At 63.0% G+C, this 14,997-nt stretch carries 16 protein-coding genes; 7 read left to right on the top strand and 9 right to left on the bottom strand.

Features of this window, described 5'->3' with window-relative positions; genetic code table 11:
• Positions 1-23: 23 nt before the first annotated feature.
• Entirely contained in the window at positions 24-1,118 is a 1,095-nt protein-coding gene (locus AC0L2V_RS07300; protein WP_473509452.1) for a glycosyltransferase family 4 protein, read from the bottom strand.
• 175 nt (positions 1,119-1,293) lie between these two features.
• Between AC0L2V_RS07300 and AC0L2V_RS07295 the strand changes: the two genes are divergently transcribed.
• The 7 genes from AC0L2V_RS07295 (at position 1,294) to AC0L2V_RS07265 (ending at position 6,699) form a co-directional block, all read left to right on the top strand.
• Positions 1,294-1,440, top strand: coding sequence for a hypothetical protein (locus tag AC0L2V_RS07295; protein WP_023799660.1), 147 nt, complete (start codon positions 1,294-1,296; stop codon positions 1,438-1,440).
• Between the two features lie 58 nt (positions 1,441-1,498).
• Complete coding sequence (locus AC0L2V_RS07290) at positions 1,499-1,699, top strand: hypothetical protein (RefSeq protein ID WP_287177729.1); 201 nt, start codon at positions 1,499-1,501, stop codon at positions 1,697-1,699.
• Between the two features lie 324 nt (positions 1,700-2,023).
• Positions 2,024-2,779: an ABC transporter ATP-binding protein gene (locus AC0L2V_RS07285; RefSeq protein ID WP_473509449.1), complete on the top strand. Its 756-nt coding sequence runs from the start codon at positions 2,024-2,026 to the stop codon at positions 2,777-2,779.
• The gene (locus AC0L2V_RS07280; RefSeq protein WP_473509447.1) at positions 2,772-3,518 is read left to right on the top strand and encodes an ABC transporter ATP-binding protein; all 747 of its coding nucleotides are present in this window, start codon (positions 2,772-2,774) and stop codon (positions 3,516-3,518) included. Before AC0L2V_RS07285 ends, AC0L2V_RS07280 begins: the two co-directional genes overlap by 8 nt.
• Before the next feature lie 53 nt (positions 3,519-3,571).
• The gene (locus tag AC0L2V_RS07275; protein ID WP_413468402.1) at positions 3,572-4,759 is read left to right on the top strand and encodes an ABC transporter substrate-binding protein; all 1,188 of its coding nucleotides are present in this window, start codon (positions 3,572-3,574) and stop codon (positions 4,757-4,759) included.
• A 69-nt stretch (positions 4,760-4,828) separates the two neighbouring features.
• On the top strand, positions 4,829-5,716 hold the full coding sequence (locus tag AC0L2V_RS07270; protein WP_027156409.1) for a branched-chain amino acid ABC transporter permease: 888 nt from the start codon (positions 4,829-4,831) through the stop codon (positions 5,714-5,716).
• Entirely contained in the window at positions 5,716-6,699 is a 984-nt protein-coding gene (locus AC0L2V_RS07265; protein ID WP_027156408.1) for a branched-chain amino acid ABC transporter permease, read from the top strand. The genes AC0L2V_RS07270 and AC0L2V_RS07265 overlap by 1 nt, the downstream gene beginning before the upstream one ends.
• A gap of 95 nt (positions 6,700-6,794) precedes the next feature.
• On the opposite strand, the gene AC0L2V_RS07260 is transcribed toward AC0L2V_RS07265, so the two are convergent.
• The 8 genes from AC0L2V_RS07260 to AC0L2V_RS07225 all read right to left on the bottom strand — a co-directional run bounded on the left by AC0L2V_RS07260 (position 6,795) and on the right by AC0L2V_RS07225 (position 14,882).
• Positions 6,795-7,646 carry a PPC domain-containing DNA-binding protein gene (locus AC0L2V_RS07260; RefSeq protein ID WP_473509446.1) on the bottom strand — a complete coding sequence of 284 codons (852 nt, stop codon included), beginning with the start codon at positions 7,644-7,646 and terminating at the stop codon, positions 6,795-6,797.
• Between the two features lie 10 nt (positions 7,647-7,656).
• Positions 7,657-8,415 carry an SDR family NAD(P)-dependent oxidoreductase gene (locus tag AC0L2V_RS07255; protein ID WP_473509444.1) on the bottom strand — a complete coding sequence of 253 codons (759 nt, stop codon included), beginning with the start codon at positions 8,413-8,415 and terminating at the stop codon, positions 7,657-7,659.
• 10 nt (positions 8,416-8,425) lie between these two features.
• The gene (locus tag AC0L2V_RS07250; RefSeq protein ID WP_473519789.1) at positions 8,426-10,051 is read right to left on the bottom strand and encodes an acyl-CoA synthetase; all 1,626 of its coding nucleotides are present in this window, start codon (positions 10,049-10,051) and stop codon (positions 8,426-8,428) included.
• Entirely contained in the window at positions 10,048-10,227 is a 180-nt protein-coding gene (locus AC0L2V_RS07245; protein WP_473519788.1) for a hypothetical protein, read from the bottom strand. Before AC0L2V_RS07245 ends, AC0L2V_RS07250 begins: the two co-directional genes overlap by 4 nt.
• On the bottom strand, positions 10,224-11,081 hold the full coding sequence (locus tag AC0L2V_RS07240) for an IclR family transcriptional regulator (RefSeq protein WP_473519787.1): 858 nt from the start codon (positions 11,079-11,081) through the stop codon (positions 10,224-10,226). Before AC0L2V_RS07240 ends, AC0L2V_RS07245 begins: the two co-directional genes overlap by 4 nt.
• A gap of 2 nt (positions 11,082-11,083) precedes the next feature.
• A complete protein-coding gene (locus AC0L2V_RS07235) occupies positions 11,084-11,887 on the bottom strand; it encodes an SDR family NAD(P)-dependent oxidoreductase (RefSeq protein WP_473519887.1) in 804 nt (267 codons plus the stop codon).
• An 80-nt stretch (positions 11,888-11,967) separates the two neighbouring features.
• A complete protein-coding gene (locus AC0L2V_RS07230; protein WP_473519786.1) occupies positions 11,968-12,984 on the bottom strand; it encodes a TRAP transporter substrate-binding protein in 1,017 nt (338 codons plus the stop codon).
• Positions 12,985-13,013: 29 nt separating this feature from the next.
• Complete coding sequence (locus AC0L2V_RS07225; RefSeq protein ID WP_473519785.1) at positions 13,014-14,882, bottom strand: TRAP transporter large permease; 1,869 nt, start codon at positions 14,880-14,882, stop codon at positions 13,014-13,016.
• Between the last annotated feature and the right edge of the window lie 115 nt (positions 14,883-14,997).

The following is a 14,997-nucleotide window of genomic DNA, read 5'->3' as shown; positions in this document are numbered from 1 at the left end:
AGCCGAGCCGTCTCCTTGCTCGGTCAGGTAGACATAGTCATCATTGCGGCATTTTTAGCGCGCTTGTTTTGAGAACCAAGTGCGGTCGTTATGTCGTCCGAGAGCGAGCCATAGATCGCTGCATAGTCGCGGCACATGCGCTCGACCGTGAATCGCTCTTCAAAAGTCCGTCGCACCTGTGCACGATCGAGGCCGTTTATCCGCCGTACCGCGTCCACAGCTTCGTCGAGCGTGTCGACGATCAACCCGGACACGCCGTCGTCGACGACCTCCGGAACGGCGCCGCGCCTAAACGCTATCACAGGCGTGCCACAGGCCATCGCCTCGATGGTTACGAGTCCGAAGGGTTCCGGCCAGTCGATGGGGAATAAGAGCGCTGCCGCATTACCCAAAAAGTCTGCTTTTTGCCGTTCGTCGATCTCGCCGATGAATTCCACGTTCGAATGTCGAAGCAACTGGGGTTCCACCCTCTCTTTCCAATATGATTGGTCTACCTTGTCGATCTTGGCGGCGATCTTCAGCGGCATACCGGTACGCGCTGCGATTTCAATGGCCGTTTCCGGCCCCTTTTCCGGTGAGATGCGGCCGAGGAATGCGAGATAGCCCGAGGCTTTCGGGCGAAAAGGAAGAAGGTCGCGTGGCAGCCCGTGGTACACCGTGCCCGCCCAATTGACCGGCGGCATGGGCCAACGTTGGTCGTAGGAAATCGAGACCAGCGGAATGTCATCGAACATCGCGTAAAGCTGCGCCAGGTCCGGGAGGTCGAGCCGTCCATGAAGTGTCGTAGCGGTTCGCTGGGCAAAGTCCCGGAGTACGGGGAAGTGAAGAATATCGATGTGAAAATGCAGCACATCGAATTCATCGGCCCGCCTGCGCACCTTTTCAAGCATCGTCACGTGGTGGGGAATGTCGTGCCGAACCCTGGGATTCAGGCGCAATGCAATATCGCAACACGGGACCAATTCGGCAGAGGTGCGTGAATCACCGCTGGCGAACAAGGTCACGTCATGCCCCTGTCGAACAAGCTCCTCAGTCAGATATGAGACTATCCGCTCGGTCCCGCCATAGGTCCGCGGCGGCACGGCTTCGGTAAGGGGGGCGATCTGGGCAATTTTCATCTGCAACACTTCTCGAAAGCGAAGGTCATCCTTCAAAAAGCTCCGACGGCAATCCCCTTCCTCGCGTTCATTGCAGTGCGGTTCTCCCGGGCCAACTCTCGAAGGGTCGATATGTTCCCGGCGGGAACAATCGCTGCGTCAGGCGAGTTCAACTAGGGACCAAAGGAGAACCAGAATGGCTACGAAGCTTCAGGACACAAAAGCCGTCAAGGGATCGAGCAGCGAGCACGGCGGCAACCGCGCTGGCAATCAGGACAAGAAGGACAAGCCGCAAAAGAGCAGCCAGGCTGCCGGCAAGGATCCAAGGCGTGGCAAGGACTAACCGACGCCCTGCCCCGGAGGCGGACAATAATGGCTGCGACCATCGAGAGGAGTGACACATGGCAAAGACAAACTTGTCTGCGAAAACCAACCAGCCTGTATCGGGAAAGAGGGCAAGCGGCAGCGACAAGGCCAAGCAACCGGCCAAGGGCGGCGCCCAAGCCAGGAACGCCCAGGAATGGGGCGGCGGATCGAAAGCGTCGAAAGGCAAGATCACCCGGGCAGACCGGGAAAACCCCAACTCAAGCCAGCGCAGCTAAGCTTTTCGCATTCATCTAATCAGTCGGCCCAATCAGTCGGGGCGGAATTTCGAACTGCTCGGCCGGATGGGTTCGGATTGGGGTTCGGTTCGGATCCCGGCACGTCTCGCCGGTCGTTGGCGCCGCTTCGACATTGCAATTCGAAAATGATCGAAGGCTCCGTGCCACGGCGCCGGTAATTGCGGCCTTGACGCGATGTGCATTAGGTCGTTTGTTGCGGGCGGAAGTGCCACGGGAGGAAACCATGGAAGTCACCCCGGGGGCGGATGGCCTCGCAGCGCGGTTCCACGTTTTCACGCCGATGACCGGCGAGGGCTGCCGCGCATGAATTCCGGAGCGATCCTCGAAGCAGCGGGATTGACTAAGGAATTTGGGGGCTTTGTCGCTGTCAACAATGTCAACCTGACGGTGGAGCGAGGATCGGTCCACGCGCTGATCGGCCCCAACGGCGCAGGCAAGACGACCCTCTTCAACCTGCTGACCAAATTCCTCCAGCCAACGCGCGGCGCGATCCGCTACCAAGGCCGCGACATCACCAGGATGCAGCCGGCCTACATCGCGCGGCTGGGCCTTGTGCGCTCCTTTCAGATATCGGCGGTGTTTCCGCACATGACAGCACTCGAGAATGTCCGCATCGCGCTGCAGCGCCGGCGCGGCGACAGTTTCGATTTCTGGCGCTCCGAAAAAGTGCTCTCCAAGTTCGATGGCGAGGGTGCGGCGCTTCTCGCCGATGTCGGCCTGACCGCGTTTTCAGACATCCGCGCCAGCGATCTGTCCTATGGCCGCAAGCGCGCGCTTGAAATCGCGACGACGCTGGCGCTGAACCCTGAAATGCTGCTTCTCGACGAGCCCATGGCCGGCATGGCGCAGGAAGACATCGAGCGCATCTCGGCGCTGATCCGGCGCATCTCCAAGAACCGCACCATTTTGATGGTCGAGCACAATCTGTCGGTCGTCGCCTCGCTGTCGAATCGCATCACTGTGCTCGCTCGCGGCAAAGTCCTCGCCGAAGGCGACTATGCTGCGGTTTCCAAGGATCCGCGCGTTATCGAAGCCTATATCGGGGCCGGACATGCCTGAAGTTGAACTTGCAAGCAGGCCGGCTGCTGGCCCCTCTACGAGACCCCTGCTTCGCGTCGATGGCCTGCAGGGCTGGTACGGCGAGAGCCATGTGCTTCACGGCGTCAGTTTCGAGGTTGGCGAAGGTGAAGTGGTGACGCTGCTCGGCCGCAATGGCGCCGGCAAGACGACGACGCTGAAGGCGATCATGGGAATTCTTTCCAGGCGCTCGGGCTCGGTCACCTATGAAGGTCGGGAAACGATCAAGCTGCCGTCGCGGTTGATCGCACAGATGGGCATCGCCTACTGCCCCGAGGAACGGGCGATCTTTTCCAGCCTCTCTGTCGAGGAGAATTTGATGCTGCCGCCGCAGGTGCGGCCCGGTGGGCTCACCGTCGAGCAGATTTTCGAGCTCTTCCCGAACCTGGAGGAACGGCTTTCGAGCCAAGGCACCAAGTTATCGGGTGGCGAACAGCAGATGCTCGCCATCGGCCGGATCTTGCGGACGGGCGCCAAGCTCTTGCTGCTCGACGAGCCGACCGAAGGGCTTGCGCCGGTCATCGTGCAGCAGATCGGCCGCACCATTGCCCGGCTCAAGAACGAGGGATTCACGATCGTGCTCGTCGAACAGAATTTTCATTTCGCCGCGTTGGTCGCGGACCGTCACTACGTGGTGGAACAGGGGCGCGTGATCGACACCATCCCCAACCACGAACTCGACGCCAACATCGACAAGCTGCACGCCTATCTCGGCGTCTAGACATCATCAACGGCGCGTTGCGCCCCAATCGGAGGGAAGTAGCGATGAAAAAAATGGGATTTGTCCTGGCTTCGACGGCGAGCCTGCTGATGGCCGGCGCGGCCTACGCCACAGATGTCAAGATCGGCGTTCTGAATGACCGTTCCGGCATCTATGCAGACATCGCTGGCGAAGGCTCGGTCATCGCGGCCCAGATGGCGGTCGAAGACTTCAAGGCGACGGACAAGGGCATCAATGTGTCGATCGTCTCCGCCGACCACCAGAACAAGCCGGACGTCGGCTCGAACATCGCCCGCCAGTGGTACGACACCGAAAACGTCGATGTAATCGCCGATGTGCCAACCTCGTCGGTGGCGCTCGCCGTCAACGAGATCACCAAGGAGAAGAACAAGATCTTCCTCGCCTCGGGTCCGGCCTCGTCCGACCTCACCGGCAAAGCCTGTTCGCCCAACACCGTCCACTGGACCTACGACACCTGGGCGCTTGCCAACGGCACGGGCTCGGCCATGGTCGCACAGGGCGGCGACAGCTGGTTCTTCGTCACAGCCGACTACGCCTTCGGCCACGCGCTCGAGCGCGATACGACGGCGGTCGTCGAAGCATCGGGCGGCAAGGTTCTCGGCGCCGTCCGTCATCCTTTCCCCGGCCAGGATTTTTCGTCCTTCCTGCTGCAGGCGCAAGGGTCGGGCGCCAAGGTCGTCGGCCTCGCCAATGCCGGCGGCGACACGATCAACGCGGTTAAGCAGGCGTCGGAATTTGGCATCACCCAGGGAGGCCAGGCGCTCGCCGCCCTGCTGATGTTCATCAACGACGTGCATGCACTTGGCCTCGAAGTGGCGCAAGGCCTCGTGCTCACCAGCGCGTTCTACTGGGACAAGAACGATCAAACGCGGGAGTTCTCTGCCCGTTTCCAGGAGCGGAATGCCGGACAAAAGCCTTCGATGATCGAGGCCGGAGTCTACGCTTCTGTCCTGCATTATCTTAAGGCCGTCGAGGCCGTCGGCGACAAGGATGCGGCCAAGGTGATGGCCAAAATGAAGGAAATGCCGACCGAGGATCCGCTGTTCGGCAAGGGCACCATCCGCGCCGACGGGCGCAAGCTGCACGACATGTATCTGTTCCGCGTCAAGAAGCCGGACCAATCGAAGGCTCCATGGGACTATTTCGAGACGGTGGCCACCATTCCGGCCGACAAGGCGTTCCGCCCGCTCGCCGAAGGCGGCTGTTCGCTCGTCAAGTAAGCGAGCCTCGCCAACGATGCGCCGAACAGCTCGGCGCGTTGTTTTGTCGACAAGTCAGCTGGAGCGACCATGTTCGAACTGCTTGGAATTCCGCCTCAGGTCCTGTTCGGGCAATTGCTGCTCGGGCTGATCAATGGCTCCTTCTATGCGGTTCTGAGCCTCGGGCTGGCGGTCATCTTCGGTCTCCTGAACATCATCAATTTCACGCATGGCGCCCAGTACATGCTGGGCGCCTTCGGCGCCTGGATGCTGCTCAACTATCTTGGCGTCGGTTACTGGTGGGCTGTGTTCATCGTCCCGCCGATTGTCGGCGTCACCGGCATCGTGCTTGAGCGCGTCCTGATCCGACGGCTCTATCACCTCGACCATCTCTACGGGCTGCTTCTCACATTCGGCCTGGCGCTGATCATCGTCGGCTTCTTCCGCCAGTTTTTCGGCGTATCCGGCCTGCCGTACCCGCCGCCGCCGCTTCTGAACGGCGGGTACAATCTCGGCTTCATGTACCTGCCGAATTCGCGCGCCTGGGTGATCGTGGCTTCCCTCATCGTGTGCCTTGCGACCTGGTTCATCATCGAAAAGACCCGGCTTGGCGCCTATCTCAGGGCCGCGACCGAGAACCCGACCATGGTCGGCGCGTTCGGCATCAACGTGCCGCTGCTGGTCACGCTCACCTATGGTTTCGGCGTCGCACTCGCGGGTTTCGCCGGCGTGCTCGCCGCGCCGATATACGCAGTCAATCCGAACATGGGGGCAGACCTGATCATTGTCGTCTTCGCCGTCGTCGTCATCGGCGGCATGGGCTCGATCCTGGGCTCGATCCTCACCGGCTTCGGGCTCGGGCTGATCGAGGGGCTGACCCGCGTATTCTATCCGGAAGGCTCGGCGGTGGTGATCTTTGTCATCATGGCGCTCGTGCTGTTGGTCAAGCCCGCGGGTCTGTTTGGACGGAGTGTGTGATGACAACCGACACCAACCCGATCGCTATGGCGGCCATAACGTCCGTCGGCGCTGCGGGCATGCCCCGTCATCACCTTGCGATCTTCGCCGCGCTGTTCGTCTTCCTCGTCGCCGCTCCATTTCTGCTCTATCCGATCTTTGTCATGAAGGTGCTGTGCTTCGCGCTGTTTGCCTGCGCCTTCAACCTGTTGCTCGGCTTCGGCGGTCTCCTGTCCTTCGGCCACGCAGCCTATTTCGGCATGGCGAGCTACGTCTCGGCCCATGCAGCAAAGGTGTGGGGCCTGACGCCTGAGCTTGCCATTATCGCGGGCACGCTGGTGGCAGCCGTGCTCGGTCTCGCCATCGGCTCGCTCGCCATTCGCCGCCACGGCATCTATTTCGCCATGGTGACGCTGGCTTTTGCGCAGATGATCTATTTCTTCTCGCTGCAGGCGGCGTTTACCGGCGGCGAGGACGGCATCCAGGCCGTGCCGCGCGGCCATCTGTTCGGGCTGATCGACCTCCGTTCGAGCGAAGTTCTCTATTTCTTCGTGCTGGCCATCTTCTTCGCCGGCATATTGCTGATCTATCGGATCATCCATTCGCCGTTTGGCCAGGTGTTGAAGGCGATCCGCGAGAACGAGCCGCGCGCGATCTCGCTGGGGTATCGGGTCAACCGCTACAAGCTCGCCGTATTCGTGCTGTCGGCCACGCTCGCCGGCGTCGCCGGCGCAACCAAGGCCATCGTGTTCCAGTTGGCGTCGCTTACCGACGTCTACTGGACGATGTCCGGCGAAGTCGTGCTGATGACGCTGTTGGGCGGCATGGGCACGGTGTTCGGACCGATCGTCGGCGCGGCAGTCATCGTCACGATGCAGAACTACCTCGCGACATTCGGCGACTGGGTCACGATCGGCCAGGGCATCATCTTCGTTGTCGCGGTGCTGTCGTTCCGGGAAGGCATCGTTGGCGTCCTGGCAAAATGGATCCGAAAACCGCTCTGACCGGGTCGTGAAACCTAAATTTCGGATGATCCTGATCAACGGTCGACCACGTGGGGCCGCAGCGACACGGCACACAGCGTGGTCAGCATCCTCAACTAGGCAGATTTCTCATCGGATGCGACAACCAGCAGTTCGAACGTCACGCAGACGGGGTTAGCGTCGCGGCGAAGGCGACCTGCTGATATCACACCGTCCATGCCGACCAGCGCGATGTCGAGCGTGCAACGACCGGAGCGGACGGCGCCCGTGACGAGAACTTCCGTCGCATAGGAGGAGACAGCCGAGCCATCGTCGAAATCCGCGCCGACCAGGCTGCCGATGCCCTGGATCGAGGCGTGGTCAAAGCCGTGCCGTCGGCAGACGGCTTCGATCGCCTGGCCGATATCCTCGTTGGGCCTTACTGTGCAGATGGCGGCGCGGCGGCCGCGGCGCTCACCCAGGAGCGGAGCCCTGATCGGCGCGAAAAGGCGAAAATTCGTCTCGGCATCGTCGCGCACGTCGAACAGCGCGCCCTCGATACCCCAGGCGGTGACCTCGACCGGCTCCGCCAGATGCGAGTCGAGCGGCAGGAGATGGCCCATGCGGCGCACGCCGTCGGGTGTTCGCCAGATGCCATGGCAATGAAGAAAAGGCTGTTCGTCGCGCCGGCCGGCAACAAGGCCCGCATCCTCGATGACCGTTATGCCTTCCGGCGCGAATGTATCGCTGTACCACGCGGCGTGCGTGCCATCGGGAGAGGCGGCGGGGATGACGTAGCGCATTGGGTCAACCCGCGCGTTGCGCAGGCGGATATACCCGCCGCTGAACCCGGCGACCGCGAGGGCCTGCGCCACGGCGTCATTGATCGAGCGACCGGCTTCGAGCCGCAGCGTCAGCCGCTCTGCGGCGCAGGGCATCGCTGCGAAACGTTCCGAGGCGATCGGACCGGGATGGCGGATGCTGCGCATCGGAGCCATCTCAGGCGACAAGGCCGGCATGGATGAAGCCGCCATCGACGGCGAGAATCTGGCCGTTGATGTAGCTGGCCTCGTCTGAAATCAGGAAAGCCACCGCTCCCGCGATCTCGCGCGGCGTGCCGTAGCGGCGCTGCGGCACGCGATCCAACCACTGCCGGCGGACGTCCTCGGTGTGGACGGCCTGCGTCAGCGGCGTTTCGATCGGCCCGGGTGCGACGGCATTGACGCGGATGCCATCGACGCCGAGCTCATTGGCCATGACGAGCGTAAGCAGATTCTGGCCGCCTTTCGATGCGCCGTAGGCGCTGCGGCCCCTGTTGCCGCAAAGTCCAGAAACAGAGCTGATATTGACAATCGCTCCCGGCAGCTTCCGTTCAAGCCAGTAGCGCGCCGCAGCCCGCGAGACGATGAACGTTCCGGTGAGGTTCACATCGACAATGCGGCGGAAATCCTCGACGCTGGTCTCGACCGACGGCCGGTCCATCGCTATGCCGGCGCAATTCACGACTGCGGCAAGGCTGTGCGCGGCGGTGATCCGGCCGATGGCCTCGTCGACAGCCGCTTCGTCGACGACGTTGCAGACGATGCCGCGTTTCTCGCTGAGGCCGAGATCCGTGCAGGCCGAACCCAGCGCTGGCGCGGCGAGGTCGAGGAGGAAGACCTCGAAGCCGCGCTCGGTCAGCAGGCGCGCCGTCTCAAGGCCGATGCCCGATGCGCCGCCGGTGATCGCCACGGCGCGGCTTTGGTGGCTGCTGTTCATCGCCTGCTCCTCATGCCGAGAGCTTCGGCTCGGACGGTCCCAACTCGCCGCGGCGCTCCAGCTCTTCGCGAATCAACTTCTTGGCGATCTTGCCATAGGCCGATTTGGGCATCGTCTCCCACCACACGAAGCGCTTGGGCATCTTGTAGCGGGCGAGCTTGCCTTCCAGCCAGCGCTCAATCGCGATCGTTTCGCGCACAACGCCGGCGCGGGCGACGCAAACCGCGACGCCGACCTCGCCCCAGACGGGATCGGGAATGCCGAGAACGGCGGCTTCGCTGATGTCGGGATGGAGCAGGATCTTCTCCTCGATCTCGCGCGGATAGATGTTGGAGCCGCCGGAGATATACATGTCGGACGAGCGGCCGGTGATGTAGACGAAGCCGTCCTCGGACATGTGGCCGAGATCGCCGGTGCGGAACCAGCCGTTGCGGAACGCTGCGGCGTTGGCTTGCGGGTTGTCGTAATAGCCGGCGAAGACTGCCGGCCCGATCACGCAGATTTCGCCGGTTTCGCCCGGCGAGACGGCATTGCCGGCGTCGTCCTGGATCTCGACCTGCATGGCTGTGCGCTCGAAACCGCAGGTTCCGATGCGCGCTTGCGGGCCATCCTCGACGGAATGATAGGAAGGAGGCTGCACAGTGATATTGCCCGTGACTTCCCCCAGGCCAAAATACTGGACCAGAACCGGCCCGAGCTTCTCGAGCGCCCGCTTCTGGTCGGCGCGGTACATCGGCGCACCGGCATAGATGACATAGCGCAACGAGGAATGGTCGAACCGGTCGACGCTGTCGTCCTCGACCAGCATCTTGAGGATGGTCGGCACGGTGAAGGCGTTGGTCACCCGACATTCTTCGACCAGCGCCCAGACCGTCGGCACGTCGAGCTTGTCGGTTGGCAGCAGGATAGACTTGGCGCCGTGCGCCACCTGCACGAGTTGATGAATGCCGGCCCCATGCGACAGCGGCGCCACCACGATCGAGGCGTCGTCGCGCGTCGTGGCGGGCATCAGGTCGCACAAATGATTGGTGATGACAAAGCCCATCTGGCCATGCGTGAGCACGGCGGCCTTTGGCCGGCCGGTCGTGCCGGAGGTGAAGAAGAACCAGCAGGGATCGTCGCGATCGACGGCGACGCTGGCAACGGTCCGGCCGGCAAAACGGGCGGCGACGGCGTCGTAGTCATCGCCGAATTCGGCCGCGCCGATCGACAGGACGAAGTCGATCCCGGGGGCTGCTTCCCGGCAGGCAGCAGCATGAGCCGGGAAGCCCGCGCCGCAGATCAGGCCACGCGCGCCGCTCGCCTTGGCGAGGTAGGCGACTTCGTCCGGCGACTGGCGGTAGTTCGCCGGCACCCAGACGGCCCCGAGCCGGAAGCAGGCGAACATAGATTCGAACATCTGATTGCAATTGGCCGACTGGACGAGGATTCGATCGCCCTTTGTCACGCCGAACGCGTCGCGGAGTGCAGCGGCCATCGCGTTGACGCGCGCTTCCATCTCGCGCCATGTCCACTGCCGCTCGCGCCAGACGAAGCCAATATCGTGCGGATTGCGGCGTGCCGCCTGGGTCAAAAAATGCGAGAGGTTCATGACGCGCGTGGAGGAAGGCGTCACGCCGCCTGCAGCCATGGTCATGACTTCGCGCGCTCCAGCGACGACACGTAGACGAAGATGGCGGCGACGTCGCAGGGCTCGACACCGGCATGAGCAAGCGTGGACGCCGCTGCCGTCGCCATCAACTGCCCGGTGTTTTCCAATTCCGACTTTCCTAACGCGGAATGCGCCCGTCCGTCGGTGTGAGTCTCCGTCATTGTGACAACCTCCTGGTGCGCGGCTTTAAAGTGGGGTGCTCGCGCATATGCGCGCGCGAGGCGAACATCTGGGCAAGCCGTTCCTCGACGCGCTTTGCCTCCAGCATGAGATATCCGACGAGTTCGATTTGCCTTGTCGGCTGCATCCGGCTGTCGATCGCCGCGATCGACAGCGCGCCGACTGGCCGTGCGTCGGCGCTGCGAAGCGCAACCCCAACGCCCCAGGAATTGGCGACGATGCGGCCGGGATTGAGCGAATAGCCGTTGGCGCGCGTCGTTTCGACGTCGCGCCGGATCTGCTCGACCGGCAGCATTGGGTAGTCGGATTTGAGCACCGCGTCATTGGCGGCCAGCACCGCTTCCACTTCCTCGTCGGGGAGTGCGGCGAGCATGGCGAGCGAGCCGGCGCCGACGCCCAGTGGGTGCTCGAAGCCGGCCTGCAGCGCGTGGGTCCTGACCGGGTAGGTCCCCTCTTCGCGATAGAGGCAGACCGAGTATGTATCGCGGCGAACCGAGAGGAAGCTGGCATCCTCGGTCTTTCTGGAAAGGCGCAGCAGACTTTCCATCGAGACCTGAAGCAGACCGAAACGTCGCGAGGCGAGGCTGCCCAGCACGTAGGCCTCCTCGCCGAGATAATAGCGCCGCGTCGCCTCGTCCTGCTCGACCATTCCCGCGCGCATCAGGGCCAGCAGCAGGCGGCGCGTTGTCGGCTTGTTGAGCCCACTTTCCTCGACGATATCGGAGAGCGAAACACCGCGGTCGGCGTGCCGGCCGACCATCGAAAGAAGGCTGAGCGCCCGGTCGACGCTCTGCGAGCCGGTCTGATCGCGGTCTGGGGGCGGCGCGATGTCCATGGTCAGCGGAGCTCGCAGACGGCGCAGCTTTGGCCGCCATCGACAGGCAGGCAAACGCCGGTGACGAAGCGCGCCTCCTCGGAGGCAAGAAACACGGCCGCCGCAGCGACGTCCCACGCTGTTCCCATCCTGCCCATCGGCACCATGGCGTTGCGGGCGGCCACCATCTCGTCAGCCGAGCCGTATTGGCTGGAAATCTGCTTATAGATCATCGGCGTATCGATCAGGCCCGGCATGATGCAATTGGCGCGAACACCTTGCCGGGCATATTGCATGGCCAGCGCCACGGTGGCCTGGTTCACCGCGGCCTTGGCCGCATAATAGGCGAAATAGGGATAACCGACGTAGCGTATCGCGGCGAGTGACGAGATATTGACGATCGCACCGCCGCCGCCCTTGAGCATATGCGGCAACACCGCCTTGGCGGTGCGGTAGACCGGTCCGATATTGAGGTCGAGGGCGGCCTGAAACGCGTTCTCGTCGAGTTCAACGGGACCGCCCATATGGGTCACGCCGACATTGTTGTGCAGGATGTCAATGGCGCCGAACGCCTCCATTGCTGCCGCTGCTGCCAACTCGACTGAGGCCAGATTGGTCACGTCGGCCGACAACGCGATCGCCTGGTTGCCTTCGTCGCGGATGATATCAGCGGTTTCAGCGGCGGCCGCCGCTGCGAGATCGACGCAGGCGACACGAGCGCCTTCGCGCGCGAAGGCGACCGCGGCCGCCTTGCCGTTGCCCCAGCCGGGTCCGGACGACCCGGCGCCGAAGACGATTGCGGATTTTCCCCTGAGCCGGTCGACCACCATCGAATTCCTTACAAAAATCGCGGCTGTTATCGGGCGGTTGAGCCACATGCCCTGCCCGCCCGGGAACTGCCCTGCACTCAGGTCAGGCTGGCGCCAACAGCCTTTTCCAGGATGGCCCAGGCTTCGTCGCCGTATTTGCCCTTCCACTCGGCGTAGAAGCCGGCGTCCTTCAGCGTCTGCCGGAACGGGGCCGCATCCGGATGGTTGATCTTCATGCCCTTGGCGGCGAGCTCCTGCTCAAGCGTGGCATTGAGCTTGGCGACGTCCTCGCGCTCCTTCACGCCGGCCTCGTTGAGGTTCCTGGCGACGATCTCGCGCATGTCCTGCGGCATCGCCTCCCAGGCCCGCTTGTTGGCGAGGAACCAGAAGCCGTCCCACATGTGGTTGGTGACCGAGCAGAACTGCTGCACCTCGTAGAGCTTGGCCGTCGAGATGATGGCGAGCGGGTTTTCCTGTCCGTCGACAATCTTCGTCTGCAGCGCCGAATACACTTCGGCGAAGTTGATGCTGGCCGGCGCCGACTTGAAGGCGGTGAACATCGAGGTCCAGAGCGGGCTGACCGGGACGCGAATCTTGAAGCCTTCGAGGTTCGCGGGCGTCTCGATCGGGCCGACGGAACTGGTGATCTGGCGGAAGCCGTTGTCCCAGATCTTCTCCATGACGACCAGGTTCGATTTCTCGATCTCGCCGCGCACATATTTTCCGAGGTCGCCATCCATCGCCGCCCACACCGCGTCGTAGTCCGAGAAGGCAAAGCCGATGCCGCTGATCGAGGCATTGGCGACGAGCGTGGAAAGGATCAGCGGCGACAGCGTGAAGAATTCGACGCCGCCCGAGCGAACCTGGCTCAGCATGTCGGTGTCGGCGCCGAGCTGGTTGCTGGGGAATATCTGGATGGCGACGCGGCCGCCGGTCTCCTCGCGGATTTTCTCGACGGCTTCCTGCGCGCGCAGGTTCATCGGGTGGGTGAGCGGCAGGTTGTTGGCGTATTTGTAGTTGAACTCCGCCGCCTGCGCCCCGGCGTAGCGGATGGTGCTCACGAGCGGGATGGATGCGGCTGCGCCAATCATCAAGCTGCGGCGGGTGATGGTCATCGTGTTTCCTCCTGGTTGAATCCGAGTGGCTAGAGATAGGCTACCGACAGCGCCGGGATGGCAGCGATCAGCAACAGGCCGGCAAGCAACGCACCGAGGTAGGGCCAGATGGCGCTCATGGCCTCGTCGGGCGAGACGTCGCCGATCTTGCAGGCGATGTAGAAGCCGATGCCGATAGGCGGCGCCATGAGCCCGATGTTCATCGCCGTCACGACGACCATAGAATAGTGCACGTCGTTGATGCCCAGCCGAGCGGCGATTGGAAACATGATCGGCGCCATCAGAACGATCGCTGGCAGGCCTTCAAGAACGCAGCCGAGAACCATGAAGACGGCGATGGTGACGAGCATGAAGGAGAACCAGCCTCCGGGCAGGTCAGTCATGTAGATGGCCAGTTGGTTGGCGAAGCCGGTTTGCGTCAGCGCCCAGGCCATTGCCGAGGCGGTGCCGAGAATGAGCAGGATGGCGCCGGACAGCGCCGCCGTCTCGACCAGCATGGCGTAGAATTTCTTCGCGCCGATGCCGCCATAAAACAACGCGCCGATGACCAGCGCATAGAGCACGGCGATTGTGGAAACCTCGGTGGCGGTGGCGACGCCGCCGCCGACGGCGCCGCGGATCAGGAAGGGAAGCACCAGTGCGGGGGCGGAGACGAGCAGCGTCTTCCAGACGAGCGAGAACGGAGCGCGATGGACGCCTTCCATGTTTTCGCCCGAAGCCTTCCAACGTGCGAGCACCGCAAGGACGAGCAACAGAACCACCGCGATGACGAAGCCGCTGGTGAAAAGCGCAGCGATCGAAACGCCGGCGACCGAGCCGAGCACAATCAGCACGATCGATGGCGGCACCGTATCGGCCATCGCAGCGCCGGTTGCGAGCAACGCGATCATCTCCCTGGGCTTGTGGCCGCGCCGCTTCATTTCGGGGAAAAGTGCCGGAGCGACAGTCGCCATGTCGGAAACCTTCGAACCGGAAATGCCCGAGACGAGGAACATCGAGCCCAGCAGCACGTAGGACATGCCGGCCTTCACATGGCCGAGCAGCGACGCCATGAACTCGACGATCGCCTTGCCCATGCCTGTCGCGTCGAGCACACAGCCGAGCAGAACGAAGATCGGCACCGACAGCAGGATGAGGCTCGACATCCCCTCATCGATGCGGCCGACAAGCACGATCATCGGCACGTGCGTGCTGAAGGCGATGAAGGCGATCGTGCCGACGCCGAAGCAGAAAGCGATCGGCACACCGAGCAGAAGGCAGACCGCCACCACGCCGACGAGAAAGATGACGATGTTGGCGTAGCCGAGCGTGAGGAACAATGGCGAAAGCAGCCAGCCGACCACGGCCAGTGCGGCAACGACTGCGACAGCGGCGGCCAGGTTGGCGAGCGTCGCCGCCCGGATCGCGTGGCCCACGGCGATGACAGACATCAATGCCAGCCCGGCGACAATTGCCGAGGCGCGGAAGCTCATCGGAATGTTGAGCGCCGCCGAGGTGACGTACCACTCTTCCTGTACATACTGGCTTGCCGGCACGATCAGCGCAAGCAGCACCGTCGCCACCACGAGCAAAGCGAGGGCGTTGACGAAGTCGCGGCCGCGCGCGGGGATCATGTTGAGGAAGATGGTAAGACGCAGATGCTCGTTGCGGTCGATGGCGATCGCCGAGCCGAGCATGGCGAGCCAGAGAAAGGAGATGGAAGCAGCCTCATCGATCCAGACGATCGGCAACGCCAGCACGTAGCGCGAGATGACGCCGGCGAGCAGCAGACCGATGACGAAGACGAGCAGTATCGAGGCCACCGCCTCGACCGGCCACATCAGCCGCGACCCTGGCCGCGCATCCAGCACCTCGGCCGACGTATCGACGATTATCGTGTTGTTGCTGGCGGCTGTCATGCTTCAAGCTCCTCCGCTCGGATCAGGCAACAACGCCTGCCTGAAACGCTCACGCCGAAATCGGAACAAAGCGATCTCCTCCCGCTCGTTCCAGATTTCGTACAAGGTCTATATC

The sequence above is a fragment of the Mesorhizobium sp. WSM4814 genome, from assembly GCF_055811595.1.
This window is presented reverse-complemented; position numbering and strand designations above follow the sequence as displayed.

Bases quoted from the DNA above. Each gene is read 5' to 3' on its own strand.
- AC0L2V_RS07245 (WP_473519788.1), bottom strand. From the start codon at position 10,227: ATGACGGAGACTCACACCGACGGACGGGCGCATTCCGCGTTAGGAAAG.
- AC0L2V_RS07255 (WP_473509444.1), bottom strand. From the start codon at position 8,415: ATGAACAGCAGCCACCAAAGCCGCGCCGTGGCGATCACCGGCGGCGCA.
- AC0L2V_RS07230 (WP_473519786.1), bottom strand. From the start codon at position 12,984: ATGACCATCACCCGCCGCAGCTTGATGATTGGCGCAGCCGCATCCATC.
- AC0L2V_RS07250 (WP_473519789.1), bottom strand. From the start codon at position 10,051: ATGACCATGGCTGCAGGCGGCGTGACGCCTTCCTCCACGCGCGTCATG.
- AC0L2V_RS07270 (WP_027156409.1), top strand. From the start codon at position 4,829: ATGTTCGAACTGCTTGGAATTCCGCCTCAGGTCCTGTTCGGGCAATTG.
- AC0L2V_RS07290 (WP_287177729.1), top strand. From the start codon at position 1,499: ATGGCAAAGACAAACTTGTCTGCGAAAACCAACCAGCCTGTATCGGGA.
- AC0L2V_RS07275 (WP_413468402.1), top strand. From the start codon at position 3,572: ATGGGATTTGTCCTGGCTTCGACGGCGAGCCTGCTGATGGCCGGCGCG.
- AC0L2V_RS07285 (WP_473509449.1), top strand. From the start codon at position 2,024: ATGAATTCCGGAGCGATCCTCGAAGCAGCGGGATTGACTAAGGAATTT.
- AC0L2V_RS07260 (WP_473509446.1), bottom strand. From the start codon at position 7,646: ATGCGCAGCATCCGCCATCCCGGTCCGATCGCCTCGGAACGTTTCGCA.
- AC0L2V_RS07295 (WP_023799660.1), top strand. From the start codon at position 1,294: ATGGCTACGAAGCTTCAGGACACAAAAGCCGTCAAGGGATCGAGCAGC.
- AC0L2V_RS07225 (WP_473519785.1), bottom strand. From the start codon at position 14,882: ATGACAGCCGCCAGCAACAACACGATAATCGTCGATACGTCGGCCGAG.
- AC0L2V_RS07300 (WP_473509452.1), bottom strand. From the start codon at position 1,118: ATGAAAATTGCCCAGATCGCCCCCCTTACCGAAGCCGTGCCGCCGCGG.
- AC0L2V_RS07240 (WP_473519787.1), bottom strand. From the start codon at position 11,081: ATGGACATCGCGCCGCCCCCAGACCGCGATCAGACCGGCTCGCAGAGC.
- AC0L2V_RS07265 (WP_027156408.1), top strand. From the start codon at position 5,716: ATGACAACCGACACCAACCCGATCGCTATGGCGGCCATAACGTCCGTC.
- AC0L2V_RS07280 (WP_473509447.1), top strand. From the start codon at position 2,772: ATGCCTGAAGTTGAACTTGCAAGCAGGCCGGCTGCTGGCCCCTCTACG.